The 26,702-nt window shown below is 67.0% G+C and carries 24 protein-coding genes; 14 read left to right on the top strand and 10 right to left on the bottom strand.

Annotation, left to right across the window (positions count from 1 at the left end; all coding sequences use genetic code 11):
- Nucleotides 1–2: 2 nt before the first annotated feature.
- The 5 genes from U5798_RS12300 to mnmC form a co-directional block, all read right to left on the bottom strand.
- Nucleotides 3–713 (bottom strand): glutamine amidotransferase, encoded by a 711-nt coding sequence (locus U5798_RS12300; protein WP_124454589.1) that lies wholly within the window; start codon nucleotides 711–713, stop codon nucleotides 3–5.
- A 28-nt stretch (nucleotides 714–741) separates the two neighbouring features.
- The gene (locus U5798_RS12305) at nucleotides 742–1,380 is read right to left on the bottom strand and encodes a MarR family winged helix-turn-helix transcriptional regulator (RefSeq protein ID WP_124454588.1); all 639 of its coding nucleotides are present in this window, start codon (nucleotides 1,378–1,380) and stop codon (nucleotides 742–744) included.
- A 507-nt stretch (nucleotides 1,381–1,887) separates the two neighbouring features.
- Complete coding sequence (locus U5798_RS12310; RefSeq protein ID WP_006490006.1) at nucleotides 1,888–3,003, bottom strand: YbdK family carboxylate-amine ligase; 1,116 nt, start codon at nucleotides 3,001–3,003, stop codon at nucleotides 1,888–1,890.
- A gap of 14 nt (nucleotides 3,004–3,017) precedes the next feature.
- Nucleotides 3,018–4,232 (bottom strand): cation:proton antiporter, encoded by a 1,215-nt coding sequence (locus U5798_RS12315; protein ID WP_124454584.1) that lies wholly within the window; start codon nucleotides 4,230–4,232, stop codon nucleotides 3,018–3,020.
- Between the two features lie 672 nt (nucleotides 4,233–4,904).
- Complete coding sequence (gene mnmC, locus U5798_RS12320) at nucleotides 4,905–6,836, bottom strand: bifunctional tRNA (5-methylaminomethyl-2-thiouridine)(34)-methyltransferase MnmD/FAD-dependent 5-carboxymethylaminomethyl-2-thiouridine(34) oxidoreductase MnmC (RefSeq protein ID WP_322082168.1); 1,932 nt, start codon at nucleotides 6,834–6,836, stop codon at nucleotides 4,905–4,907.
- A 388-nt stretch (nucleotides 6,837–7,224) separates the two neighbouring features.
- Here mnmC and U5798_RS12325 point away from each other — a divergent pair, with 388 nt between their 5' ends.
- A complete protein-coding gene (locus U5798_RS12325; protein ID WP_006401505.1) occupies nucleotides 7,225–7,503 on the top strand; it encodes an HU family DNA-binding protein in 279 nt (92 codons plus the stop codon).
- Between the two features lie 129 nt (nucleotides 7,504–7,632).
- Here the strand turns inward: U5798_RS12325 and U5798_RS12330 are convergent, their stop codons facing one another.
- Together U5798_RS12330 and U5798_RS12335 are read right to left on the bottom strand one after the other, a co-directional pair.
- Nucleotides 7,633–8,946 carry a GTP-binding protein gene (locus U5798_RS12330; RefSeq protein ID WP_322082169.1) on the bottom strand — a complete coding sequence of 438 codons (1,314 nt, stop codon included), beginning with the start codon at nucleotides 8,944–8,946 and terminating at the stop codon, nucleotides 7,633–7,635.
- Nucleotides 8,947–9,105: 159 nt separating this feature from the next.
- Nucleotides 9,106–9,558, bottom strand: coding sequence for a lytic transglycosylase domain-containing protein (locus U5798_RS12335; RefSeq protein WP_124454578.1), 453 nt, complete (start codon nucleotides 9,556–9,558; stop codon nucleotides 9,106–9,108).
- A 368-nt stretch (nucleotides 9,559–9,926) separates the two neighbouring features.
- On the opposite strand from U5798_RS12335, the gene gspD reads away from it, so the two are divergent.
- From gspD to gspF, 3 genes are read left to right on the top strand one after another with little or no spacing between them, the layout of a single operon-like run.
- On the top strand, nucleotides 9,927–12,272 hold the full coding sequence (gspD, locus tag U5798_RS12340) for a type II secretion system secretin GspD (RefSeq protein WP_322082170.1): 2,346 nt from the start codon (nucleotides 9,927–9,929) through the stop codon (nucleotides 12,270–12,272).
- Complete coding sequence (gene gspE / locus U5798_RS12345) at nucleotides 12,269–13,768, top strand: type II secretion system ATPase GspE (RefSeq protein WP_322082171.1); 1,500 nt, start codon at nucleotides 12,269–12,271, stop codon at nucleotides 13,766–13,768. The genes gspD and gspE overlap by 4 nt, the downstream gene beginning before the upstream one ends.
- Before the next feature lie 4 nt (nucleotides 13,769–13,772).
- Nucleotides 13,773–14,990, top strand: a complete 1,218-nt coding sequence (gene gspF, locus U5798_RS12350; RefSeq protein ID WP_124454572.1) for a type II secretion system inner membrane protein GspF — start codon at nucleotides 13,773–13,775, stop codon at nucleotides 14,988–14,990.
- Nucleotides 14,991–15,029: 39 nt separating this feature from the next.
- Here gspF and U5798_RS12355 read toward each other — a convergent pair whose 3' ends face one another.
- Nucleotides 15,030–15,440: a type II secretion system protein N gene (locus tag U5798_RS12355; protein ID WP_322082172.1), complete on the bottom strand. Its 411-nt coding sequence runs from the start codon at nucleotides 15,438–15,440 to the stop codon at nucleotides 15,030–15,032.
- A gap of 174 nt (nucleotides 15,441–15,614) precedes the next feature.
- Here U5798_RS12355 and gspG point away from each other — a divergent pair, with 174 nt between their 5' ends.
- Genes gspG through U5798_RS12395 form a run of 8 tightly spaced genes read left to right on the top strand, consistent with a single transcriptional unit; the run spans nucleotide 15,615 to nucleotide 21,613 of the window.
- Complete coding sequence (gene gspG / locus U5798_RS12360) at nucleotides 15,615–16,067, top strand: type II secretion system major pseudopilin GspG (protein ID WP_124454568.1); 453 nt, start codon at nucleotides 15,615–15,617, stop codon at nucleotides 16,065–16,067.
- A 39-nt stretch (nucleotides 16,068–16,106) separates the two neighbouring features.
- Nucleotides 16,107–16,676: a GspH/FimT family pseudopilin gene (locus U5798_RS12365; protein WP_322082173.1), complete on the top strand. Its 570-nt coding sequence runs from the start codon at nucleotides 16,107–16,109 to the stop codon at nucleotides 16,674–16,676.
- Nucleotides 16,673–17,080 carry a type II secretion system minor pseudopilin GspI gene (gene gspI, locus U5798_RS12370; RefSeq protein ID WP_409364431.1) on the top strand — a complete coding sequence of 136 codons (408 nt, stop codon included), beginning with the start codon at nucleotides 16,673–16,675 and terminating at the stop codon, nucleotides 17,078–17,080. Before U5798_RS12365 ends, gspI begins: the two co-directional genes overlap by 4 nt.
- 7 nt (nucleotides 17,081–17,087) lie before the next feature.
- Nucleotides 17,088–17,747 (top strand): type II secretion system protein J, encoded by a 660-nt coding sequence (locus tag U5798_RS12375; RefSeq protein ID WP_409364432.1) that lies wholly within the window; start codon nucleotides 17,088–17,090, stop codon nucleotides 17,745–17,747.
- A 2-nt stretch (nucleotides 17,748–17,749) separates the two neighbouring features.
- Nucleotides 17,750–18,889 carry a type II secretion system minor pseudopilin GspK gene (gene gspK / locus U5798_RS12380; RefSeq protein WP_124454563.1) on the top strand — a complete coding sequence of 380 codons (1,140 nt, stop codon included), beginning with the start codon at nucleotides 17,750–17,752 and terminating at the stop codon, nucleotides 18,887–18,889.
- 26 nt (nucleotides 18,890–18,915) lie between these two features.
- Entirely contained in the window at nucleotides 18,916–20,286 is a 1,371-nt protein-coding gene (gspL, locus tag U5798_RS12385) for a type II secretion system protein GspL (protein WP_322082174.1), read from the top strand.
- Nucleotides 20,283–20,789 (top strand): type II secretion system protein GspM, encoded by a 507-nt coding sequence (gene gspM, locus U5798_RS12390; protein WP_124454559.1) that lies wholly within the window; start codon nucleotides 20,283–20,285, stop codon nucleotides 20,787–20,789. Before gspL ends, gspM begins: the two co-directional genes overlap by 4 nt.
- Nucleotides 20,790–20,824: 35 nt before the next feature.
- The gene (locus tag U5798_RS12395; RefSeq protein ID WP_322082196.1) at nucleotides 20,825–21,613 is read left to right on the top strand and encodes a type II secretion system protein N; all 789 of its coding nucleotides are present in this window, start codon (nucleotides 20,825–20,827) and stop codon (nucleotides 21,611–21,613) included.
- A 562-nt stretch (nucleotides 21,614–22,175) separates the two neighbouring features.
- On the opposite strand, the gene U5798_RS12400 is transcribed toward U5798_RS12395, so the two are convergent.
- Nucleotides 22,176–23,714: an efflux transporter outer membrane subunit gene (locus tag U5798_RS12400; RefSeq protein WP_322082175.1), complete on the bottom strand. Its 1,539-nt coding sequence runs from the start codon at nucleotides 23,712–23,714 to the stop codon at nucleotides 22,176–22,178.
- Nucleotides 23,715–23,991: 277 nt separating this feature from the next.
- The gene (locus U5798_RS12405; protein ID WP_322082176.1) at nucleotides 23,992–24,276 is read right to left on the bottom strand and encodes a multidrug ABC transporter ATPase; all 285 of its coding nucleotides are present in this window, start codon (nucleotides 24,274–24,276) and stop codon (nucleotides 23,992–23,994) included.
- A 174-nt stretch (nucleotides 24,277–24,450) separates the two neighbouring features.
- Here U5798_RS12405 and U5798_RS12410 point away from each other — a divergent pair, with 174 nt between their 5' ends.
- Together U5798_RS12410 and U5798_RS12415 are read left to right on the top strand one after the other, a co-directional pair.
- Complete coding sequence (locus U5798_RS12410; protein WP_124454553.1) at nucleotides 24,451–24,936, top strand: MarR family winged helix-turn-helix transcriptional regulator; 486 nt, start codon at nucleotides 24,451–24,453, stop codon at nucleotides 24,934–24,936.
- 177 nt (nucleotides 24,937–25,113) lie between these two features.
- On the top strand, nucleotides 25,114–26,676 hold the full coding sequence (locus U5798_RS12415; RefSeq protein WP_124454551.1) for a DHA2 family efflux MFS transporter permease subunit: 1,563 nt from the start codon (nucleotides 25,114–25,116) through the stop codon (nucleotides 26,674–26,676).
- The last annotated feature ends 26 nt before the right edge of the window (nucleotides 26,677–26,702 follow it).

Consider the following 26,702-nt stretch of genomic DNA (forward strand, 5'->3'; position numbering starts at 1 on the left):
CGCTACACCCCGACGCCGTCGAGCCACTCCGCGAACATGCGTCGCGCGGCCGTTTCGAGCACGGGGCCGTGCTGCGCGGTATCGGCACGCAACTGGCGTGCGTCGATGCCGGGCATCGCAGCGATTTCGCCGGCGTTCGCGATCAGCCAGGGTTCGAAGCGGTCGGTGCGGATTTCCGGATGGCATTGCAGCGCCAGCACGTGCTGCCCCCACGCGAACGCCTGGTGGCGGCACGCCGGTGTCGACGCGAGATGGATCGCCCCGCCCGGCAAGTCGAACGTATCGCCGTGCCAGTGGAGCATCGACGTCAGCGCGCCGTCGAGATGACGCAGCGGCGACGCGCGGCCGGCATCGGTGAGCGCCAGCGGCGCCCAGCCGAGTTCATGCTGCGCGGCCGGATAGACGCGTGCACCGAGTGCCCGCGCGACGAACTGCGCGCCGAGGCAGATGCCGAGGATCGGCAACCCTGCGTCGATGCGCTGCCGGACGAGCGCCAGGAGCGGCGCAATCGTCGGATACTGCGCATCGTCGTACACGCTGATCGGCCCGCCGAGCACGACGAGCAGCGACGGCTCGAGCACGTCGAGCACCTCGACCCGCGACGATCCGACGTCGACATAGCGCACCCGCCTCCCCCGTTCGCCGAGCACCTGCTCGAAGCTTCCGAGATCCTCGAAATGCACATGGCGGATCGCCACGACTTCAGCGTTCATCATCGGCCTCCCGGTCGATCGACGGACGTCAGCCTGCGAAAATCTTCCAGGTCTTCTTCTGCGTCGCCGCGTCGGCTTCTTCCTGCACCGAGCAGTCGAGACGCAGATCGCTGTCCGTCATCGAGATGTCGAGCGCCGCGCAGTGATGCACGGTCTTCTTCGACAGCTTGCCCGGCTGGAAGTGGGCGCACGTCACGCACATGCGTTGCGGCGGCGTCGCGCCGGCCACCTGCAGCTCGCGCAGCGTCTTCAGCAGCGCGCGATACAGCGTGCCCTGCTCGTCCGCGCCCAGCTTGCCGACCGCCTTCGTCAGGAATTCAGGCCATTGCAGTGCCTTCTTCGCGGCCGTGCGGCCACGCGCCGACAGGCGCACGGCCAGTGCCCGGCCGTCGTCCAGCGCACGGCGCTTCTCGACGAGCCCCTTCGTCTCGAGCGTGCTGACCGCATCGCTCGTGGTGGCCGCGGTGAGCTGCGTCTCGCGCGCGATCTCGCCGAGCCGCATCGGGCCCTTGCGCTGCAGCAGCAGCACGAGAATCTCGCCCTGCGTCGGCGTGAGGCCAGCGCCTTCCGCCCAATCCCATGCCTCGCTCCGCATGGCCGTGCTCAACCGCAGCAGGCTGTGGGTCACACGTCCCGCAGCCTGATTCCCGTAAACGCCTTCGCTCATAGTCTTTTCGCTTTGCCGCCGCCCGGGTTGCCGAGCGGCCGTAGTGTGGAGATCGAATGTCTATCTCAAAACAGACGCTCTCTCTCGAGTGCGTCAGCACGGCCGTCGCGAGGCACACGCGGCGGTCGCGTTCGCGGCGACCGGAGAGACACGCGTCGTTCCGGTGTCCGCAAAGCCGACATTCTAAGCGAGAGCGGAAAATCGCACAGCTAAGTTATCCCCTGCATTCTGTGGAAAATCGCTGGATAACTGAAATTTTTCGTTGTGCCTGCAATGCCGCGCGCCCGCCGAAGGGGGCGCGCCGGCATTTTCCTGTTCGGATCGGCCATCGGTCGAATGGCATCGATCCACCGGGTTATCCCGTGCACAGATCGTTGACTTTGCAGCGGAATATCGGGTTATCCACAGATTTTCAGGACGACTGGCAACGATTTCGGCCCGAAATGATGCCGGCCGTCATTCAGCGAATCGCGACGCGGTCGAGCCTGCAATCTGCAAAACATTTTTTCATTCACGCCAACGTAAGCACTGCTGCCGGACCGTCTCGTTCAGCGATTTTTCCTGTTTGAAAACGGTTCTCAACCACGATGCGTCGTTCACGCGCGCTTTCGCGAGTGCGCCGATCTCGTCGAGCGCCGCGCGCGAACCCAGCGCGGCCGCATGCGGCGCGATCCGGTCGAGCGTGTCGAGGATGTCTTCCGCGATCGTGCGGCGCTCACCCGTCTGAGGATTCACGCAGGTGCCCTCGAGCCCGAAACGGCACGCTTCGAAACGGTTGAACGTGTAGACGAGGTAGTCGTCCTCCGACAGCTTCAGCGGCCGGTCGGTCAGCAGGTAGCGCGCGAGCGTCTGGATGTAGCAGGCGATCGCCGCCGCGCGGTCGACCGACAGCGGCGTGTCCATCACGCGCACCTCGATCGTGCCGTAGCCGGGCTTCGGGCGGATGTCCCAGTAGAAGTCCTTCATCGAATTGACGACGCCCGTGTTCACCATCTTCGTGAAGTACTCCTCGAAGCTGTCCCAGGTCAGCACGAACGGCGCGCGGCCCGACAGCGGGAACGCGAACACCGAATTCAGGCGTGCCGAATGGAAGCCCGTATCGACGTTCTGCACGAACGGCGACGACGCGGACAGCGCGATGAAGTGCGGAATGAAGCGCGACATCGAGTGCAGCAGGAACAGCGCGCTGTCGGGATCGGGGCAGCCGATGTGCACGTGCTGGCCGAACACCGTGAACTGTTTCGCGAGATAGCCGTACAGCTCGGAGATGTACTGGAAGCGCGGCGCATCGTAGATCTGCCGGTCGCTCCATTGCTGGAACGCATGCGTGCCGCCGCCGGCCAGCCCGACGTTCAGCTGGTCGGCCGCCTTCACGAGCACGTCGCGGATCGCATGCAGCTCGCTGACGGCCTGCTCGTGCGAATGGCAGATGCCGGTCGACAGCTCGATCATGCTCTCGGTGATTTCCGGCGTGATGTTGCCGGGGAAGGTCTCGCCCTGGATCAGGCGCATCAGGTCGGATGCAGCCTTGGTCAGGTCGTAGTTGTGCGTGTTGACGACCTGGATCTCCAGTTCGACGCCGAACGTGAACGGTTCGGAATTGACGAAGGTTTCGAGTGCCATGGCAGGTTCCGGAATCAGTTGCTGTCGCTGCGTTCGCCGACCGCCGACAGGCAGCGGTAGACGACGAACGGGCTGACGAGCTGCAGGATCACGATCGAACACATCACGATCGCGCGCAGGTGCGGGTCGAAATTCGGGTAGAGCTGGTACGTATCGTCGACGAGCAGGTACGACAGCGCGGACATCGGCGTGAGCGCGATGCCGAGCGCGATGCCCTGCTTCATCCCGAGGCCGCTCGGCTTCGCGAACGCGGCGACGCCGCCCAGCTTCGCGACGAGCCGCGTGACGATCAGCACGATCGCGAGCAGCCCGCCGAGCGCGATGTCGCCCCACGTGAACGACGTGAGCGTCAGCACGAACAGGATCACCGTCAGCAGCCAGCCGGCCGTGCCGAAATGCTCGGGCCACAGCTGCGGCCGCGCCTCGAGGTTCTTCACGATGATGCCGGCGAGCAGCAGCGTGAGCAGCGTCGACAGCTTCAATGCCTGTGCGACCGCGATCGCGAGCATCACGAGCCCGAACAGCGCGACGAACGAATGCTCGTCGCGCATCGTCGAGGTCATGTGGCGGAACAGGTAGTTGCACGAACGCGCGACGAGATACGCGACGATGAACGAACCGACGATCAGGTAGAGCGGCTGCAGGATCGTCGCGAAAACGTTGCCGTACGCTTCCTGGTGGAGCCAGCTCGTCACGAGCTTGGTCAGCACGATCGCGTACACGCTGTTGAGCGCGGTCAGCGTGATGAGGCGTTGCGACACCTGTCCTTCCGCGCGCAGTTCGGTCTTCAGCTGGATCACCATCGACGGCGACGTCGCGATCGCGATGGCCGACAGCACGAGCGCGACCATGCCCGACACGCCGAGCGCGAGCATCACGAACAGCACGAGCACGAACGTCAGCGTCGCCTCCGCGAGGCTCGATGCGATCAACCATGGATTGCGGCGAATCCATTTCAGGTCGAGACGGCTGCCGAGTTCGAACAGCAACAGGCCGAGCGCGACATTCATCAGCAGTCGCGACGTTTCGTCGGTGCTGGCATCGATCACGCCGAATCCGAACGACCCGGCGATGAGACCGATCACCGCATAACCGGTGATACGCGGCAGGCGCCATGCGCGATAGCACAGCTCGCCGCACAGGCCGGCCGCAAACAGCGCGAGCCCGGCCCAGAACACGGCATCCGGCGCAAGCGGCCAGTTGGGCAGGAATGAGAACGCCGACTTCATCGTGGTGACTTCTCCTTTGGAAGCAACCGCCAGCGACACGGGTTCAAGCGTCAGTAATGGATGCGCGCCGGCTGGGAATCGCCCCGAATGTGATTGTTGTGCTCGACGACGGCGGTACATGGGATCCGCCTGTTCCGCCACAGGGTGGAACGTCGTTCAGGTTGCCGATCTGGATTGTCGGCCTGGTGTGTGAACGGACTGCGCAGATCTCGATGATTCAGATTCGAAATCGTGCCGACCGTTCCATTGAAGCATGTCCGGCGCCTGGCCGAACGAACGCGAAGGAAACCGATTGTGCCACAGCTTTTTCGCTCTGGAACCGATTGAATCGACTCGCGGCGCTGTGCGGCACCACAGGTCTTTGGTTTCAAAGGTTTACTTGTATATATACGTAGTAGAAGTTAACAAAGGACGCACAGTTCTGTGGATAACTTCGGTTTACGCTGACGGATCAATGCCTTGGCGAAACCATAACCGGTTGCACAGGCTGTTCGTGCACAGACATTTGAGTTGAGCAACTTTCGGGCCGTTGCACAGCTGTGCCGAGTTGCCCAGTTTACGTCCACTGTGATTACACACGAAGTGCATGCGGATTCCGCGCGGTTATCCACAGTGTCGAGTGGATAACCTTGCACAGAAAAATCGGGAAACTGTGAGCGATTCGCGTGCCGGTCAGCCAGCGGAACCGGCGCGGCGCGCGCGCAGGGCACGGATCAGGAAGCGTGCGGGGTCGACGGCGTCGGCGAGTTCGCGCTCGAGCGGCCATGGCTCGCCTTCGAGTTGCGATGCGATCAGCTCGGCGCCGAGCGCCGCCCATACGAGGCCGCGCGAGCCGAAGCCGAATGCGCCGTAGAGGCCGGGCGTGCGCGGCAGGTCGCGCGCCTGCGCGCCGCCCAGCGCGCGTGCGTTCGCGAGGGCCTGCGCTTCGTCGGCAAGCGGACCGAATAGCGGCAGGCGATCGCCGACGACCCAGCGGAACGCGACGCGGCCGCGCAGTGTCGCGGGGTCCGGCAGGTCGCCGATCAGGCCCGGCAGCAGGTGTCGTACACGATCGAGATTCTCGACATGGCCGGCCGTGCGCATCGCGCGATCGACGTCGTCGGGTTCGAACGTGGCGCCGATCAGCAGCGTGCCGTCGTCGAGCGGCACCGCGTAACCGTCGCCGATCGTCGGGCACGGCAGCGGCGCCGTGGTGCCCGGCGGCAACAGCGTCAGCTGCCCGCGTACCGGTTGCAGCGCGACATGCCGCAACCCGGCGAGACGCGCGGCGTCGCCCGCGTTCGCGAGCACGACGACGGGCGCTTCGGCGAGCGTCGCGCCCGTATCGTCGAGTGCATGCCATGCATCGCCGCGCCGCTCGAGCCGCGCGACGCCGGTGGACGCAAGCAGGCGTACGCGCTCGCCGGCCGCCGCGTATTGCGCGGCGCACAGCGCGGCCGGCCAGACGGCGCCACCGTGCGGAAACAGCAGGCCGCCATGCGCGACCGGCAGGTTCAGGTGCGCACGTGCGGCGTCGGTATCGAGCAGCGTCACATAGTCGGGCGGTGCGCCGAACGCATCGAATGCGTCGCGCATCCGTGCGAAGTCGTCGGCCGATTCGGCGAGATGAATCATGCCGTGCGTGCTGCGCGCGAACGCATGCCCCGCGCGTTCGAGTGTGCGCCAGCGTGCGATCGCGTGCAGGAAGCCGCTGCGCGTGAGCCGGCTCGCGACGTTGTCGTCGCGTGTCATCAGCGGATGAAACACGCCGGCCGGATTGCCCGACGCTTCGCTTGCGATCCGTTCGTGCCGCTCGATCAGCGTGACGTCCCAGCCGCGCGCGGCCAGGCGTTCGACGACCGCGCAGCCGGCGAGGCCCGCACCGATCACGATCGCGCGACGCGTCGCGACAGGCAGTGCGCGCGGCGGCTCGTGCCGGCGCGAGCGCCAGCGCGGCGCATATTCGCCGACGAGCCGATCGTCGACTTCGCGACACGTGAAACCTGTTTCGCCGAGCGTGTGTTTTACGTCGTCGGAGGTTGCATGCGTCGCAAACGTCGCGTGTTCGCCGGCGAGTTTTGCGAGTGCACGGATCCCGTCGCCCGATGCCGCGGCGCCATCGAGAAAAAACGCATCGGCGCGCACGACGAGCTTCTTCAACATGTCGATCGCATCGCCGAACGCGAGCGTGAGCACCACGCGCCCTTCGTCGAATTCGAGCCGGTGCAGGCCCGGCACGAGCATCGGCCATGCGTCGATCAATGCATCGGCATCCGCTTTCGCCGAGATGGTTGTATCCGCAACCAGTTTTGAAACCGCGCGATGGAGGTCGTCGCGCGAGAACGGATGCGGTTCGACCGCGACGAAATGCAGTCGGTCGCAGCGCGCGGGATCGTCGCGCCACGCGGCCCAGGTCGCGAGGAAGCCGGCGCCCGCGCCGAATTCCGTCGCGACGATCGTGAACGTGCGGCGCTGCTGCCAGCGTGCCGGCAGCCCGTTTGCCGCGACGAACGCGTGATGCGCGAGCGTGCCTGATGCACTGCGATGGAGCTCGCCGAACTCGGGCGAGACGAGCGTGCCGTCGTCGCGAAGCGCGAGCGTGGCGGGTACAAGTCGGTCGGGCATGCGAAACAAAAAACGTGGCAGCCAAGCCTGGCAAGGGATTGCGCGGAGCCGTCCGACCGGCCGTTGGAAAAGGGCAACGGGGCGGCGCACGGTCGGACCGCGCTGCGTATCCTGTCCGGTTGGCGCAGGTCAAAAAACGGGCAATCGACGATTCATTCGGCGAAATACCGATGAAAATCTTTGAAACCCTTGTCGTTATTGGGTTTGCGCTGCGCTATCATAGCAACGCCGTACCGCGGGGTGGCCGCCGGCAAGCCGGAGGGCGCGTCGCGCGGGCCAGGATTCGGCGCTGTGCCGTCGGAGTCTGACTCTCGACGGCACGGTTCGCGCACGTATAATCGGCGCGTTCGCGCTGTTCGTGTCAACCTAACCTGATAAAGGAACCTTAATGAACAAACAGGAACTGATCGACGCCGTCGCCGCCCAAACGGGCGCCAGCAAGGCTCAAACCGGCGAAACGCTGGACACGCTGCTCGAAGTCATCAAGAAGGCCGTGTCGAAGGGTGATGCGGTTCAGCTGATCGGCTTCGGCAGCTTCGGTTCGGGCAAGCGCGCAGCACGTACGGGCCGCAACCCGAAGACGGGCGAAACCATCAAGATCCCGGCAGCCAAGACGGTCAAGTTCACGGCTGGCAAGGCGTTCAAGGACGCCGTCAACAAGCGTTAAACCAGCGCCTGTTCCAAGAAAAACCCGCCTTTCGGCGGGTTTTTTGTTGGGCGCGCGCGGCATTTTTGCCACAGTCCGCGCCGCTCTTGCAAAAGTTAACGGTTACTTTTACAAACGGTTACGACGCGCTCAAGGGTGCACGATCTGCGTATCGCCGTGATCGTCGTCGTCGTGAGAATCGACGTCCCATGCCGGGAACGGATCGTCGAACGCCGCCCATTGCGCCGCGCCGAGTGCGAATTCCGCATCGGTCAGCAGGCACCCGTCGAGCTTCGCGCGCCATGCATCGGCGTCGAGCGCGATACCGATCAACACGAGTTCCTGACGGCGATCGCCGACCGTGCGATCGTCGAGATCGCCGAGCCATTCGGCGCGGATTTCACCGAGCAGCTCGTCGTCGTCCGGCCATTCCGCGCGGTCCTGCGCGGCCCACCAGAGACCGGCCGGACCGTGCCGGCACACGCCGCCCGCCTGCGACAGCGAACCCGCGATGTCGTTGCGCGTCGCGAGCCAGAAGAAGCCCTTGCTGCGCAGCACGCCGGGCCACTCCTGATGCAGCAGCGCCCAGAGCCGTGCCGGGTGAAACGGCCGGCGCGCGCGGTAAACAAAATTGCCGATGCCGAATTCGTCGGCTTCGCCATGCACGTGCGCATGATGTTCGTCATGGCAGTCGGGATCGTCGCAATGCGTGTGATCGTGATCGAGCGACGCGAGCCAGCCCGGTGCGTTCGCGGCTTCGTCGAAATCGAAGCGGCCGGTGTTCAGCACTTCATCGAGCGGCACGTCGCCGAACGTCGACACGACCTGGTGCGCACGCGGGTTGAGCCGCGCGAGGATGTGCTGCAGGCGTGCGAGATCGTCGGCGCTGACGAGGTCGGCCTTGTTGATCACCAGCACGTCGCAGAATTCGATCTGCTCGATCAGCAGCTCGACGAGCGTGCGGTCGTCGTCTTCCGACGCGGCGATGCCGCGCGTCGCGAGCGCGTCGTCGGAGCCGTAGTCGCGCAGGAAGTTGTACGCGTCGACCACGGTAACGAGCGTATCGAGCCGCGCGACGGTCGACAGCGACGTGCCGTCGTCGTCGACGAACGTGAACGTTTCGGCGATCGGCATCGGCTCCGCGATACCGGTCGATTCGATCATGATCGCGTCGAAACGGCCTTCGGATGCGAGGTTGCGGATCTCGACGAGCAGGTCGTCGCGCAGCGTGCAACAGATGCAGCCGTTCGACATCTCGACAAGGCGTTCCTCGACATGCGACAGCGCCTGCGCGTCGCGCACGAGCGAGGCGTCGATGTTGACCGCCGCGAGATCGTTGACGATCACGGCGACTTTCAGGCCCGCGCGGTTCGCGAGGACGTGGTTGAGCAGCGTGGTCTTGCCGGCACCGAGGAAGCCGGACAGCACGGTGACGGGCAACGGCTGGGTCATTGCCGGATTCATGATGATATGCACCAACGGAGAAGATGAAAAAGCGGCCGCGGCGCCCTTCCGGGGCGCGATCGGCCCGCGGACGGGCGAAGTTGCGGCGTGAGATCCGCATTGTGCATCAAACGCGCGCCGGCCGGCCGGCACCGCGTCGGGCCGCGATGCGGCGCGACGTCACTGCACGGGCGGCAGCAGCTTCCACTGCGACAGGATGCCGGCGATCTGCCGCGCATACTTGTCGCGCAGCGACGGCGTTTCGGAATGATAGGCGCCGACGGCCTGCCACGTGTTGCCGTAGCGGTTCATCTTCTGTTTCAGATGCCACGCGGCGATGTAGACGTTCTTGCACGGTTCCATCAGCGTGTCGCGGCCGATGCCGTAGCGCGACAGCGCGGGCAGGTGGATCGAATTGATCTGCATCAGGCCGTAGTCGACCGAGCCGTTCGTATTCTTGTTCAGCGCGCCGGGCCGGTTGCGCGATTCCTGCCACGCGATCGCGCGCAGGATCAGCGGATTGACCTGCTGATATTTAGCGGCTTCGTCGAAACAATCCGCACGAGCGTTTGCGCTGGCGAACCACGCGCCAGTGGCGATCAACGCGATCGAAGCGAACCGTCGTCTGTTCATCGTGCGGAAACGAAAAGGAATTGCGCGAAGGTCGGGAAAACCCGTGCCTGTTATTCGTGCGACGAGAAACGCGCCGCCCGTATCATACCGGCAGACCGTCAGATTGCGACAGGCAGGAATACGGCAGACCGGTTATACCGCATTTCCATGTCGGTTCATCGCGAATCGGGGGCCGATGGCCGGCATGCGGAGAGCCGCGCCTATTCTTACATATTGCATACGATTCGCCGGATACATGTCGTATGTGAGACAGTCCTCGGATCAATGTGATATTTCGGACATGAAAAACTGCTAATGTCGCCTCTTTCGGACTTGGATCCCAGCACTACCGCCGGAAGTGGCCTGAGCCGGCATCGACCCATTCATCCATGACAAGAAATCGCTTCGTTATGCGGCGCGTTGCCACGACCCTCCTCGTCGCCGGCATCATCGCCTCGCAGGCCGCCTACGCTCAGGTCACGCTCAATTTCGTGAATGCGGACATCGACCAGGTCGCGAAAGCGATCGGCGCCGCGACCGGCAAGACCATCATCGTCGACCCCCGTGTGAAGGGGCAGCTCAACCTCGTGGCCGAACGCCCGGTGCCGGAAGACCAGGCGCTGAAGACGCTGCAGTCGGCGCTGCGCATGCAGGGCTTCGCACTCGTGCAGGATCACGGCGTGCTGAAGGTCGTGCCGGAAGCCGATGCGAAGCTGCAGGGCGTGCCGACCTATGTCGGCAATGCACCGCAGGCCCGCGGCGACCAGGTGATCACGCAGGTGTTCGAGCTGCACAACGAATCGGCGAACAACCTGCTGCCCGTGCTGCGGCCGCTGATCTCGCCGAACAACACGGTGACGGCCTACCCGGCGAACAACACGATCGTCGTGACCGACTATGCGGACAACGTGCGCCGCATCGCGCAGATCATCTCGGGCGTCGACAGCGCCGCGGGCGCGCAGGTGCAGGTCGTGCCGCTGCGCAACGCGAACGCGATCGACCTAGCCGCGCAGCTGCAGAAAATGCTCGATCCGGGCGCGATCGGCAACAGCGACGCGACGCTGAAGGTGTCGGTCACGGCCGACCCGCGCACCAACTCGCTGATGCTGCGCGCGTCGAGCGCGTCGCGCCTCGCGGCCGCGAAGCGCCTCGTGCAGCAGCTCGATGCGCCGAGCGCGGTGCCCGGCAACATGCACGTCGTGCCGCTGCGCAACGCCGATGCGGTGAAGCTCGCGAAGACGCTGCGCGGGATGCTCGGCAAGGGCGGCGGCAACGACAGCGGTTCGTCGGCATCGTCCAACGACGCGAACAGCTTCAACCAGAACGGCGGCTCGTCGTCGAGCGGCAACTTCTCGACCGGCACGTCCGGCACGCCGCCGCTGCCGTCGGGCGGCCTCGGCGGCTCGTCGTCCTCGTCCGGGTATGGCAGCGGCTCGTCCGGCGGTGGCCTCGGTACCGGCGGCCTGCTCGGCGGCGACAAGGACAAGAGCGGCGACGACAACCAGCCGGGCGGGATGATCCAGGCAGACTCGGCGACCAACTCGCTGATCATCACCGCGTCCGATCCGGTTTACCGCAACCTGCGCTCGGTGATCGACCAACTCGACGCGCGGCGTGCGCAGGTCTATATCGAGGCGCTGATCGTCGAGCTGAACTCGACGTCGCAGGGCAACCTCGGCATCCAGTGGCAGGTCGCGAGCGGCCAGTTTCTCGGCGGCACGAACCTGAACCCCGGGCTGGGCCTCGGCAACAGCATCATCAACCTGACGGCGGGCGGCTTGACCAACGCAGCTGGCGGGGTCACCGGCGGCGGGCTGGCCTCCAATCTCGGGCAGTTGTCCCAGGGGCTCAATATCGGCTGGCTGCACAACATGTTCGGCGTGCAGGGGCTCGGCGCGCTGCTGCAATACTTCGCGGGCGTGAGCGACGCGAACGTGCTGTCGACGCCGAACCTGATCACGCTCGATAACGAGGAAGCGAAGATCGTCGTCGGCCAGAACGTGCCGATCGCGACCGGCTCGTATTCGAACCTGACGAGCGGCACGACGAGCAACGCATTCAATACCTACGACCGCCGCGACGTCGGCCTGACGCTGCACGTGAAGCCGCAGATCACCGACGGCGGGATCCTGAAGCTGCAGCTCTATACCGAGGATTCGGCGGTCGTCAGCGGTACCACGAACGCGCAGACCGGCCCGACCTTCACGAAGCGCTCGATCCAGTCGACGATCCTCGCGGACAACGGCGAGATCATCGTGCTTGGCGGCCTGATGCAGGACAACTACCAGGTATCGAACAGCAAGGTGCCGCTGCTCGGCGACATCCCGTGGATCGGCCAGCTGTTCCGTTCCGAATCGAAGGTGCGCGCGAAAACCAACCTGATGGTGTTCCTGCGCCCGGTGATCATTTCCGATCGCAATACCGCGCAGGAAGTCACGTCCAACCGCTACGACTACATCCAGGGCGTGACGGGTGCGTACAAGTCGGACAACAACGTGATCCGCGACAAGGACGATCCGGTCGTCCCGCCGATGCCGATCGGCCCAAGCCAGGGCGGCACGGCCGCCGGCAACCTGTTCGATCTCGACAAGATGCGTCGCCAGCAGCTGCAGCGCCAGGTCGTGCCGGTGCCGGCCCAGCCGTTGCCCGAGGCCACGCCCGCGCAGCCGCAAAGCGTGCCGCAGCAGGCGGTGCCGCAACAGCCGCTGACCACCGCACCGGGAGCCTCGCAGTGAGCGACGTGCACGCGTCTTCCGCTCACGACGGCGCGCCGGGCGAACGCCAGCCGCCGTCGCCGCTCGCCGCGCGGATGCTGCCGTACGGCTTCGCGAAGAGCGGCCAGGTGCTGATCGCGCACCAGCTCGACGACACGCTCGAGGTGTGGATCAGCGAACGCACGAGCGATGCCGCGCTCGCGGAAATCGCGCGCAACTTCGGCTCGATCGCCGTGCACCACGTGCCGGCCGACGAGCTCGCGCAGGCGATCAACCAGGCGTACGCGCGCCAGGACGGCAGCGCTGCGCAGGTGGTCGGCGAGGTCGAGGGCGAAGTCGACCTGTCGCGGTTGATGCAGGACATCCCCGAAGTCGAGGATCTGCTCGAGTCGGAAGACGACGCGCCGATCATCCGGATGATCAACGCGCTGCTCACGCAAGCCGCGCGCGAGCAGGCATCGGACATCCACATCGAGCCGTTCGAGAATGCGTCGGTCGTGCGTTTTCGCGTCGACGGCACGCTGCGCGACGTCGTGCGCCCGAAGAAGGCGCTGCACGGCGCGCTGATCTCGCGGATCAAGATCATGGCGCAGCTCGACATCGCGGAGAAACGCCTGCCGCAGGACGGCCGCATCACGCTGCGCGTCGGCGGCCGGCCGGTCGACGTGCGTGTGTCGACGCTGCCGACCGGGCACGGCGAGCGCGCGGTGCTGCGTCTGCTGGAAAAGGACGCGCAGCGCCTGAACCTCGAGGCGCTCGGGATGGGCCGCGACACGCTCGTCCAGTTCGACAAGCTGATCGCCCGCCCGCACGGCATCGTGCTCGTCACGGGCCCGACCGGTTCGGGCAAGACGACCACGCTGTACGCGTCGATGTCGCGGCTCGAAACCGCGACGACCAACATCATGACCGTCGAGGACCCGATCGAATACGACCTCGGCGGCATCGGCCAGACGCAGGTGAACGAGCGGATCGGGATGACCTTTGCCCGTGCGCTGCGCTCGATCCTGCGCCAGGATCCGGACGTGATCATGATCGGTGAAATCCGCGACCTCGAAACCGCGCAGATCGCGGTGCAGGCGTCGCTCACGGGCCACCTGGTGCTCGCGACGCTGCACACGAACGACGCGGCGTCCGCCGTCACGCGCCTGACCGACATGGGCGTCGAGCCGTACCTGCTCGCGTCGTCGCTGCTCGGCGTGCTCGCGCAGCGCCTCGTGCGCCAGCTCTGCCCCGTATGCAAGGAAGAGCGGCACGAGGACGGCCGCACCGTGTGGCATCCGGTCGGCTGCGACAAGTGCGGGCATTCGGGTTATGCGGGCCGGCGCGGCGTGTACGAATTGCTGCTGGTCGACGAATCGATCCGCACGCTGATCCACCGCAACGCGGCCGATGCCGAGATTCTCGCCGCCGGCCGTGCGGAAGGGATGCGCACGCTGCGCGACGATGCCGAGCGCTGGCTCGCGTCCGGCGCGACGTCGCTCGAGGAAGTGCTGCGCGTGACGGGAGGCGCATAGCGCGATGCCGGCATTTCGTTTCGAAGCAATCGATTCGGCGGGACGCGCGCAGAAGGGCGTGATCGACGCCGACAGCGCGCGCGCCGCGCGCGGCCAGCTGCGCACGCAGGGGCTCACGCCGCTCGTCGTCGAGCCGGCCGCCAGCGCGACGCGCGGCGCGCGTTCGCAGCGGCTCGCGTTCGGCCGCAAGCTGTCGCAGCGCGAACAGGCAATCCTCACGCGCCAGCTCGCGAGCCTGCTGATCGCGGGGCTGCCGCTCGACGAGGCGTTGGGCGTGCTGACCGAGCAGGCCGAGCGCGACTACATCCGCGAACTGATGGCCGCGATCCGCGCCGAGGTGCTCGGCGGCCATTCGCTCGCGAATGCGCTGGGCCAGCATCCGCGCGACTTCCCGGAAATCTACCGCGCGCTGGTCGCGGCCGGCGAACACACCGGCAAGCTCGGCATCGTGCTGTCGCGTCTCGCCGACTACATCGAGCAGAGCAACGCGCTGAAGCAGAAGATCCTGCTGGCGTTCACCTATCCGGGGATCGTCACGCTGATCGCGTTCGGCATCGTCACGTTCCTGCTGAGCTACGTCGTGCCGCAGGTCGTCAACGTGTTCGCGAGCACGAAGCAGCAGTTGCCGATCCTCACGGTCGTGATGATGGCGCTGTCGGATTTCGTGCGGCACTGGTGGTGGGCGATCCTGATCGCGTTCGTGCTGGTCGTGTGGTTCGTGAAGGCGACGCTGTCGCGCGACGGGCCGCGGCTCGCGTTCGACCGCTGGGTGCTGACCGCGCCGCTCGCGGGCAAGCTCGTGCGCGGCTACAACACGGTGCGCTTCGCGAGCACGCTCGGCATCCTGACCGCGGCCGGCGTGCCGATCCTGCGCGCGTTGCAGGCGGCCGGCGAGACGCTGTCGAACCGCGCGATGCGCGCGAACATCGACGATGCGATCGTGCGCGTGCGCGAAGGCTCCGCGCTGTCGCGCGCGCTGAACAACGTGAAGACGTTTCCGCCGGTGCTCGTGCACCTGATCCGTTCGGGCGAGGCGACGGGCGACGTGACGACGATGCTGGATCGCGCAGCCGAAGGTGAAGCGCGCGAGCTCGAGCGTCGCACCATGTTCCTGACGAGCCTGCTGGAGCCGCTGCTGATCCTGGCGATGGGCGGCATCGTGCTCGTGATCGTGCTGGCGGTGATGCTGCCGATCATCGAGCTGAACAACATGGTGCAGTGACGTGACGGCCTGACTGTCAGGCCGTCACCGTTCAGCGCATCAACGCATGTAGATCGCGGGGGACGGCGTGTTCGCCGGGAGCTGGATTTCGGCGCGGGCGCCGTTGCGGTCGACGATGATCGAGCGCGGGCGGACTTCGGCGAGCTTCGCGCCGGGCGTGACCTCCGCGCCGAGCGACACGGCGCGCGGCGGTTCGCCGCCGACGCCGACGATCGCGGCACCGCCATGATCGAGCGCGAGAATGCCGAACAGGTGGATGTCCTGGACGGGATTCTTGTCGAGCTGGCCGCCGAAGAGCGCGGCGGCGTCCTCGGTGCGGATCGGCAGCCGCGCGGCGGCGGCGGGCAGCGGCGCTTCGCGGGCCGACAGCGTGACGACCCAGTAGGTGGCCGTCGCGCACAAACCCGCGAAGAGGGCTAGGGAAAGGATCCGGATCGAGAGCGCGTTCATGCGCGCTATTGTACGGATGTATATGAAATTTGCGTTGGGTGAAAGCCCTCGACGATGCGCGCCTTACAATGCGTGCTCCGCGCCCGCGGGACCGGAAGCTTGTCGTCAGGCAATCGTCCGGTGCGCGGGGTGCGTCACTCAATCGACGACATTTTTTGGAAGAGGTAGTCAGTCATGCAAACGTGGATCACTCGCCGCAACGCGGCCGTGCGTCGTCAGCGCGGTTTCACGCTGATCGAGATCATGGTGGTGGTCGCGATCCTCGGGATCCTGGCGGCGCTGATCGTGCCGAAGATCATGAGCCGCCCGGACGAGGCGCGCCGCATCGCCGCGAAGCAGGACATCGGCACGATCATGCAGGCGCTCAAGCTGTACCGTCTCGACAACGGCCGCTATCCGACCCAGGAGCAGGGCCTGAATTCGCTGGTCCAGAAGCCGACCACCGATCCGATCCCGAACAACTGGAAGGACGGCGGCTATCTCGAACGCCTGCCGAACGACCCGTGGGGTAACGGGTACAAGTACCTGAACCCGGGCGTGCACGGCGAGATCGACGTGTTCAGCTACGGCGCCGACGGCAAGGAAGGCGGCGAAGGCAACGATACCGACATCGGTTCGTGGCAATAAGCCGGCACTGATCGACCCGACGTTCCATTTCCGTTCTTCATGCCCGCCATTCGCACGGCCTCCCGCTGCGGTCGCGATCGCCGTGTGCGTCGTGGCGCGTTGTCGTCCGTACCGGCACGTGCCGACGGCGGCCCGATGAAGCACGGCGCGCCGCGGCGTCGCGCGCGTGGCTTCACGCTGCTCGAAATGCTGGTCGTGCTGGTGATTGCGGGGCTGCTTGTGTCGCTCGCGTCGCTGTCGCTGACGCGCAATCCGCGTACCGACCTGCGTGAAGAGGCGCAGCGCGTCGCGCTGCTGTTCGAGACGGCCGGCGACGAAGCGCAGGTGCGCGCGCGGCCGATCGCATGGCAGCCGACCGAGCACGGTTTCCGGTTCGACGTGAGCTCGCCCGACGGCTGGCGCACGCTGCGCGACGACCTGCTGCGCCCGCGCGACTGGGACGGCGGCGTCACGGGCGCCGAGATCGACTACCCGGGTTCCGACACGCATGCGAATCGCGTCGTGTTCGGTACCGAAAGCATCGACACACCGGTGCGCGTGACGCTGCATTCAACCGCCGGCAGCGCGACGATCGTCGGCACCGGCAACGGCCGCTACGAGGTGCAATGACGATGCGTCGTCGCCTGCCCTCCTCCCTTTCTTCATCGCGCGGTTTCACGATGATCGAGGTGCTCGTCGCACTCGCGATCATCGCGGTCGCGCTCGCCGCGTCGATCCGTGCGGTCGGCACGATGGCGAACAACGCGTCCGACCTGCATCGCCGGCTGCTGGCCGGCTGGAGCGCCGACAACGCGCTCGCGCAGTTGCGGCTCACGCATGCGTGGCCGGAGGTCGGCGAGCAGAGCTTCGACTGCTCGCAAGGCAACGTGCAGCTCGTCTGCACGCAGCGTGTGAGCACGACGCCGAACCCGGTGTTCCGGCGCGTGCGGATTTCGGTGAGCATGCCTGGCCAGTCCGGCGTGCTCGCGCAGATGGTGACGGTGGTCGCGAATGAAACCAGCCGTCCGCTCTGACGCGCCGATGCGCCGCCCGTCCGCCCGCCGCGCCCGCGGCTTCACGCTGATCGAGCTGATGATCGCGATCGCGATCCTCGCAGTGGTCGCGATCCTCGCGTGGCGCGGGCTCGACCAGATCATGCGCGGCCGCGACAAGGTGGCGGCCGCGATGGAAGACGAACGCGTGTTCGCGCAGATGTTCGACCAGATGCGGATCGACGCGCGGCTCGCCGCGACCGACGACGAGGCCGGCCAGCCGGCGATCGGCGTCGCCGGCAATACGCTGCAGATCGTGCGCGAACTCGAGGTGCCGGGCGCCGCGCCGCGGCTGCAGGTGGTCCGCTACCGGATCGCCGGCGGGCGCGTCGTGCGCTATGCATCGCCGCCGATCGACGACGCGAACCGGCTGCGCACCGTGCTGAAGGACAGCAGCGTCGAAGGCTGGAGCTGGGTCGCGCTGATGGGCGGCGTCGGCGCGATCGACGCGAAGCTGTACGTGCCGCGCGTGGGCTGGACCACCAACCTGCAGACGGCCGACGACGCGCTCGCGCAGAACAACGATGCGCTCAAGGTGCCGCAGATCGGCAACGCGCCGCCGGCGCGCGCGGTGACGGGGCTGCAGGTCAGCATCGGCGCGACGTCGCTGCGCGTGCCAGTCACGCGCATCTTCCTCGTCGGGGAATGACGATGCGCGCGCGCCCTTCCCGTCGCTCCTCGTTCAACCGTGCTGCCGCACGCATGCAGGCACGCGGCCGCCAGCGCGGCGCCGCGATCATCACCGCGCTGCTGGTCGTCGCGCTGTCCGCGATCCTCGTCTCGGGGATGCTGTGGCGCCAGCAGGTGCAGATCCGCCGCATCGAGAACCAGCGCGTGATCGCGCAGGCGCAGTGGGTCGCGCGCGGCGCGCTCGACTGGACGCGGATGATCCTGCGCTCCGAAGGCGATACGGCGCCCGGCATCACCTATCTCGGCGGGATCTGGGGCGTGCCGATCGCGAAGACGAAGCTGTCGGATTTCCTCGGCCGGATCGGCGCACCCAACGACAGCGGCGGCGAAGACACCTATATCTCCGGCTCGATCGAGGACGCGCAGGCGAAGTTCAACCTGCGCAACCTCGTGTCGTCGCCGGCGCCCGGCGTGCTGCAGTTGAACGTCACGCAGCTCCAGGCATTCCAGCGCCTGCTGACGACGCTCGGCTACGACGGCGCGTTCGCGAAGCGCATCGCGCTGCAGGTGCGCGCGGGCCTGCTGCATTCGGCGACGCGCTTCCAGATGCCGAACCTGCCCGGCGGCGGCGGCACCGCGGCGAACGCCGCGACTGCGCCGGTGACGAGCGGCGACCTGCAGGGCAGCGGCTTCACCGACGATCCCGGGCTTTCCGGCGGCGATCGCGGGCCCGCGCCGCTGATGATGACGAGCGTCGACAGCCTGCTCGACGTCGACGGCGTGACGCCCGAGATGGTCGCGCGGCTGCGCCCGTTCGTTACCGTGCTGCCGACCACGACGCCCGTGAACATGAATACCGCGCCGGCCGAAGTGATCGCCGCGCTGATACCGGGGATGAGCGTGTCGTCCGCGCAGGCGCTCGTGTCGCGCCGCGAGACCGTGTTTTTCCGGAACGTCGGCGACGTGCAGCTCGCGCTGCGCGGCGCCGGCGCGCCGCCGAACGTGACGATCGACTCGAGCCTCGTCGACGTCAATTCGAGTTATTTCATCGTGCACGGCCGGATCCAGCACGATCGCGCGGAGGTCGACCGCACCTCGCTCGTGTATCGTGATCCGACCACGCACTCGACGCGGGTCGTGCGTATCCGCGACCAGCTATAACGACGCCAATCGGGAGAGGAGCTCTTGTGAGCACGTTGATTGTTTCTTTGCCGCCGCGCGAGCCTGCCGTGCCGTTGCAGGAATGGCAGTGGCCCGAGCTGCCGTTCACGCTCGTCGACAAGGCCGGCCAGGTGCAGCGTGCGGGGCGCGCCGCGCTCGCGCTGCTGCCGCGCGCGAACGCGACGGTGCTGATCGTCGCCGCGCGCGACGTGCTGCTGCTGGCCGCGACCGTGCCGCCGCTGAAGGGGCCGAAGCTGCGCCAGGCGCTGCCCAACATCGTCGAGGATCAGCTGATCCAGGATCCGCTCGGCTGCCACATCGCACTCGATCCCACCGCGCTGCCCGACGGGCGCCGCGTGCTGGCCGTCGTCGATCGCGCGTGGTTCCGCACGATCTTCGACGCGTTCACGGCCGCCGGCCACCGGCACCTGAGCGCGGTGCCCGCCACCCGCTGCCTGCCGGCGCCGCGCGCGTCGGCCGAACCGGCAGCGGCCGCGCCGGCCGACGGCGAGAGCACCGTCGCCGCGCTCGCCACGGATGCCGTCGAGCCGGCCGCCCGTCCGGCGACGGTCGCCGCGGTGCTCGGGCTCGCGACGTCGGTCGAACCGGTGCTCGTCGAGGCCGGCGCGCAGCCGGCCGCAGCCGGTGCGCCGCGCCTTGAACTCGCCGTGGCGCGCGGCGCGCTCGGCGAAGGCTTCGCGGCGCCTGCGGCGCGCGCGGCCGGCACGCTGGCCGCGCTCGCACGCGGCGGCGACGTCGAACTGTACGAACTCGGCGAACCGGGCGCGGAGCCGCGGCTCGCATCGGTCGGCCGACCTGATTCGGCGCTGTTGCCGGGCGCCGCCCCGCTGCCGTTCGACACGTTCGCGCGCCGCGCGCTCACCGAGAAGTTCGATCTGTGCCAGTTCGAATTCGAGTCGCAGCCGTGGCGCTTCGACCGCGCGACGGTGAAGCGCCTGCGCGTGCCGCTCGCGCTCGCCGCGGCGACGCTCGGCGTCGCGGTGATCGGGATGAACCTGCACTGGTGGAAGCTGTCGCGCGAGCGCGATGCGCTGTCCGCGCAGATTACCGAGACGCTGCTGTCCGCGTTCCCGAAGACGACGACGGTGCTCGATCCGCCCGCGCAGATGCAGCGCCAGCTCGACCAGCTGCGCCTCGCGGCCGGCGAGCTGTCGCCGAACGATTTCCTCGCGCTGTCGAGCGGGCTGTCGCGCTCGATGGGCGCGCTGCCGCTGAACGGCATCGCGTCGCTCGACTATCACGACCGGCGGCTCGACGTCGGCTTCAAGCCGGAGGTCAAGGTCGATCCCGATTTCACGCAGCGCCTCGCACGTAACGGACTGTCCGGCGAAGTCGACAGCAACACGGGCAAATGGACGATCCGGAGCCGCTCATGAAAACCGAACAACTGAACCAGACGCTGGCCCAGTTCTGGGGTGAGCGCTCGCCGCGCGAGAAGACGCTGCTCGGCTGGGGCGGCGCCGTGCTGGCCGTCGCGATCGCGTATTCGGTGCTGTGGTCGCCCGCGCAGGAAGGCCGCGCCCGGATCCAGCGCGAGCTGCCGACGATGCGCCAGGAACTCGCGCAGATGACCGCGCAGGCGAACGAGGCGAAGTCGCTGACGGCCGCCGCGCAGGGCGTCGCGCCGACCGGCCTCGCGCTGAAGGACGCGCTGACCGCGTCGCTGTCCGATCACGGGCTGCAGGGCGCGCAGGTGCAGATCGTCGGCAACGGCGTGCAGATCCAGATGAAGAACGTGTCGTTCCCGGCGTGGACGCAGTGGCTCGACGATGCGCGCCGGCAGTTCAAGGTGCAGGTCGGCGAGGCGCACGCGACCGCGCTGAAGGACGACGGCCAGGTCGACCTGACGGCCGTGATGCAACCTTCCGTACAGAAATAGATGACGCAGTGGACGACGCAAGCGACGGTCGGCCGATGAGGCCGGGGATGAAACGGCTCGCCGCCGTATTGCCGTGGGTGCTGGCGGGCGGGTTGGCGACGGCGGTGACGCTCGTCGCGCTCGCGCCGGCCGCGTGGATCGCGCCGCAGTTCGCACGCGCGACCGGCGGGCACGTGAATCTCGTCGACCCGGACGGGTCGCTGTGGCACGGTTCGGGCACGCTGATGCTCGCGCCGGGCGCCGACCAGAGCGCGGCGACGCTGCTGCCGGGCCGGGTCGAATGGACCACGCGCTTCTGGCCGCTGCTGACCGGGCGCGTGCAGATGCGCATGCGGCAGACCGAGGCGATGCCCGATGCCGTCACGCTCGATGCGACGTGGCACGGCGCGGTGCTGTCGGCGGGCACGATGGCCGTGCCCGCGTCGCTGCTCGCGGGGCTCGGCACGCCGTTCAACACGCTCGACCTGCAGGGCGACGTGCGGGTCGGCTGGAGCGACTGGCGCCTGTTCGGCAACAACGCGTTCGGCCAGCTGACGGTGACGATCGACTCGATGAGTTCGCGCGTGTCGCGCGTGAAGCCGCTCGGTTCGTACCGCGCGGTGCTGCAGGCGAAGGGTGTGGGCGCCGATCTCGACCTGTCGACGACGCAGGGCCCGCTGTTCCTCGACGGGCACGGCAACTTCGGTCCCGGCCAGGGATCGTTCCGCGGCACCGCGCATGCGGCGCCCGAACAGCAGGCGAACCTCGCCGGGCTGCTGAACCTGCTCGGCCATCCGATCGGGAACAACGAGGTATCGCTGATCTTCGGCGACGCGCAGCGCTGACGCGCGCGGTGCGCACATGCGCACACTAATGTGCGATCAACGGGGATTATTTTTACTGAAATCGCCGCCGGCAGGGTTGCAATACACCGGCGCGTCTATCGATTCAGATATCAAGACGCCGGGCAATGAAACGAAGGGCCGGCAAAGCCGGCCCTCGCAACTTACTTGTCGCCCGTCGGCGTTTTCAGAACCCAGTGCCGTTCGCCGTTAGGCGTGGGCGGCATGATATTGCCGATACCGATGGAGCGTGTGTCACTCGGATTTCCAACGGGATGCCACGTACCACCCTGCGGGCATTTTTCTCCGATATTTGCGGTCATTTTAGTCGTTTCCTTATTAATGTTGAATTCGCATCATGGCGCTGATGCAGTGAATTCGTAAGCTGAGACGTTAATAAGTTCAACGATTTTATTTTGAGATAATTGGAAGGCGAAAAAATCAACTTTTATCTATCGCCTGTCGAATTTAATTATCGATTTTTAGGACGTGAACGAAAGATGCCATTTTCACCATTCTCTTTGCAAAGCGATATGGCATGCAGTCGTTCGACCGAGCGTGACTTTTATTTCTGAGCGACCGGCGTGGCCGCTGCGCCGCTCGCGGGCACCGGCGCCGCCATGCCGCCGTTCTCGCGCGTCATGTCCGCCACGTCCCAGCCGCCGCCGAGCGCCTTCACGAGCCCGACCGACGACACCATCCGCTGGCCGGCGATCGTCGCGAGCTTCTGCTGCGCGGTGAATGCGGTGGTCTGCGCGGTCAGCACGTTCAGGTACGCGACCGTGCCGGCCTTGTACTGGTTCGTGACGATCGCGAGCGAATGCTCGGCGCTGTCGACGGCCTGTCGCTGCACGTCGATTTCCTGCGCGAGGATGCGCTGCGACGCGAGGTTGTCCTCGACGTCCTGGAACGCGGTGAGCACCGCGAGGCGATACGCGGCGACGTCCTGGTCGTAGGTCGCGCGCGCGGCATCGGTCTGCGCGGCGCGCAGCCCTGCGTCGAACAGCGTGGCCGCGAGCTGCGGGCCGACCGTCCAGAAACGCGCCGGCAGCGTGAACAGCTGCGACCACACCGAGCTCTGGAAGCCGCCGGTGGCCGACAGCGTCAGCGTGGGGAAGAACGCGGCGATCGCGACGCCGATCTGCTCGTTCGCGGCCGCCGCGCGGCGCTCGGCCGCCGCGATGTCGGGCCGGCGTTCGAGGATCGCGGACGGCACGTCGACCGGCGTGATCGGCGGCTCGGACGCGAGCGGGTTCGGCGGCAGCGAGAAGGTCGACGCCGGTTCGCCGATCAGCGTCGCGATCGCATGCTCGTACTGCGCACGCGCGACGCCGTTGTCGATCTGCGCGGCCTGCGCGCTCTGCAGCTGCGTCTGCGCCTGGATCACGTCGGCGCGTGCGGCGACGCCCTGCGCGTACTGGTTCTGCGTGAGCTTCAGCGACTGTTCGTACGACTTCACGGTGTCGTCGAGCAGCTTTTGCAGCGCATCGGACGTGCGCAGCTGGAAATAGGTCTGCGCGAGCAGCGCCTGCTGCGACAGCCGTGCATTCGCGAGGTCGGCCGCGGCCGCCGCTTCGCCGGCGCGCTGCGCGCTGACGGTGCGGCTCACCTTGCCCCACAGGTCGGGTTCCCAGCTGGCGTCGAGGCCGACGCTGTAGCTGTTGTTGATCGACCCGGTCGATCCGCTGCCGAAACTCGACGACGAGCCCGACGACACCGACGTGCGCGGCGAGCGGGCACGCGAGCCCGACGCGGTCAGCCCGACGGTCGGGAAATACGCGGCGCGCGCTTCGGTGACGAGCGCGCGCGCCTGCCGATAGGCGGCCGCCGATTGCGCGATGGTCTGGTTCGACGCGTTGAGCTTGCCGATCAGCGTATCGAGCTGCGGATCGTTGTAGACCGCCCACCACGGGCCGCGGTCGCCGCGGTCGGCCGGTTGCGCGACCTTCCAGCCGGCCGGCGCTTCCTTGAAGGCGGCGGGGATCGACGTGTCGGGCCGATGATAGTCGGGCCCGACGGCGCAGCCGGCGAGCAGCGCGGCCGTCGCAACGGCGACGGCGGCGCTCAGCGGGCGAAGGGCGCGCGGGAGGGGGGCGTACGGCATGGTGGTTTTCCTGTCTGGGCGTGACGGCCGGCGAGCGGCGTCGCGCGATGCGGTCGTCATGCCGCTGGCGGACAAATGGTAACTGACGGCGGAGAAGCTGCGCAGCCCTAAGGGTACGGTGCGCGAAGGCCTGATTGTGTTACCGGCGCGGCTGGCCGGTTTACCGGCCATTACGGATCGCTTGCGGGAAAACGGACGTGCGACGCCTGCCGCGCGGGGCGCAGCAGGCGCCGGGCCGGATCAGGCGGGACAGTGGGTGAAGTCAGCGGGTGAAGGGTCAGTGGCAGCGCACCGGCACCGCGACGGGCTCGGCGGCGGGCCGCCATGGCGACGGCTCCGTGGCGGCCGGCTGGCTCGTGCGGCGGGCGCCGTCCTTCGCGTTGCGCTGCCGGCGATGATCGAACCACGCGAACCCGAGCGCCGCGAGCGAGCCGCCCGGCACGACCAGCATCGTCACGTACAGCGCGATCTTCCAGCCGCGGTGCGGCCCGGAAAACACATGATGAGCGGTATCGGTCAGGTTGCGGCGCAGCGCGCCGGCGGCATTTTTCAGGAACAGCATCGCGAACATCCTCGGGGTGCCCGGCAGCGCGGGCGCATCGGTCAGAACATCGTCTCCGCAGTGCAGCATGCACGTCGTAACTGGTTGACTGAAATAATATTGACTAAGCAATCATTTTTCAAGATACTGGGCGCGTTTTAACCTGAAACGCACTATTGCTGCGCGCGCAATCGTATGACCGGCGGCCTCTACGATCCCGAGAACATCGCGCTTGAAACGAGCCTCGGCTATTACCTGTCGAAGGCGAAGCAGGCGCTCGTCGAGCGGATGGATCGCGCGCTCGAGCCGCTCGATCTCACCGCGCAGCAGATCGGCGTGATCCTGCTGCTGTCGCGCGGTTATGCGCGCACGCCGTTCGAGCTGTCGCGCAAGATGTCGTACGACAGCGGTTCGATGACGCGGATGCTTGACCGGCTCGAACGCAAGGGGTTGATCGCACGCTCGCGCAGCGAGCAGGACCGCCGGATGATCGAGCTGACGCTGACCGAGCGCGGTGCCGATGCCGCCCGCGCGCTGCCGTCGCTGGTCGCGACCGTGCTCAACGCGCAGCTCGAAGGCTTCTCGGCCGACGAACTCGCGACGCTCACCGGCCTGCTGCAGCGCTTCATCGCCAACGGGCTCGGCACGCCCGGTTGTCCGAAGCCCGACGAAGACGCCTGATGTGCGCGGAGGCCCCATGTCTAGGTTAAGCATTCGCTTATTTCTCTGTCTGGGCAGAAGATGACAGGACACGCGCTCCGCTTTTTCCCTTTTTCGTTCCACCCGGCCGGGCCGCGCTGCGTCGCGCGCCCGTGCGTTGTGCCGGCGCCTCGTGTGCGCCGCGTCTAGGAGATTCCGATGTCCGCCACCACGGCATCCGCCGCCTCCCCCGCCGCCGAACCCGCGCCGCTGTCCGGCGGAACGCTCGCGCTGCTCACCGTCGGGCTCGCGCTCGGCACCTTCATGGAGGTGCTCGACACGTCAATCGCGAACGTCGCGGTGCCGACCATCTCGGGCAGCCTCGGCGTCGCGACCAGCGAAGGCACCTGGGTGATCTCGTCGTATTCGGTCGCATCCGCGATCGCGGTGCCGCTCACCGGCTGGCTCGCGCGGCGGGTCGGCGAGGTGCGGCTGTTCACGCTGTCGGTGCTCGCGTTCACGATCGCGTCCGCCCTGTGCGGCTTCGCGACCAACTTCGAGACGCTGATCGCGTTCCGGCTGCTGCAGGGCCTCGTGTCGGGGCCGATGGTGCCGCTGTCGCAGACGATCCTGATGCGCAGCTATCCGCCCGCGAAGCGCGGGCTCGCGCTCGGGCTATGGGCGATGACGGTGATCGTCGCGCCGATCTTCGGCCCGTTGCTGGGCGGCTGGATCAGCGACAACTACACATGGCCGTGGATCTTCTACATCAACCTGCCGATCGGCATCTTCTCCGCGGCCTGCGCGTATTTCCTGCTGCGCGGCCGCGAGACGAAGACGTCGAAGCAGCGGATCGACGCGATCGGCCTCGCGCTGCTCGTGATCGGCGTGTCGTGCCTGCAGATGATGCTCGACCTCGGCAAGGACCGCGACTGGTTCAACTCGTCGTTCATCGTCGCGCTGGCGCTGATCGCGGTCGTGTCGATCGCGTTCATGCTCGTATGGGAGGCGACGGAGAAGGAGCCGGTGGTCGACCTCACGCTCTTCAAGGACCGCAACTTCGCGCTCGGCGCGCTGATCATCTCGTTCGGCTTCATGGCGTTCTTCGGCTCGGTCGTGATCTTCCCGCTGTGGCTGCAGACGGTGATGGGCTACACGGCCGGCAAGGCCGGCCTCGCGACTGCGCCGGTCGGGCTGCTCGCGCTCGTGCTGTCGCCGCTGATCGGCCGCAACATGCACCGGCTCGACCTGCGGATGGTCGCGAGCTTCGCGTTCATCGTGTTCGCGGGCGTGTCGCTGTGGAACGCGACGTTCACGCTCGACGTGCCGTTCAACCACGTGATCCTGCCGCGGCTCGTGCAGGGGATCGGCGTCGCGTGCTTCTTCGTGCCGATGACGACGATCACGCTGTCGAGCATCTCCGACGAGCGGCTCGCGAGTGCGTCGGGGCTGTCGAACTTCCTGCGCACGCTGTCCGGCGCGATCGGCACCGCGGCCAGTTCGACGTTCTGGGAGAACGACGCGATCTACCACCATGCGCGGCTGTCGGAATCGGTGAGCATCTACGCGCAGAACACGACCGACTACCAGGGCGCGCTCGCGCAGCTCGGCATCGTCGGGCAGACGGCCAATGCGCAGCTCAACCAGCTCGTCACCCAGCAGGGCTTCATGATGGCGACGAACGACTTCTTCCACCTGTCGGCGGTGATGTTCATCGCGCTCGCGGCGCTCGTGTGGATCACGAAGCCGAAGAAGGGGGCGGGGCCCGCGATGGGGCATTGAGGACCCGACGGGCGGCCATCATGGCC

It is taken from the genome of Burkholderia sp. BCC1972 (genome assembly GCF_905339605.1).
In the GTDB taxonomy this organism is placed as follows: Bacteria; Pseudomonadota; Gammaproteobacteria; order Burkholderiales; family Burkholderiaceae; genus Burkholderia.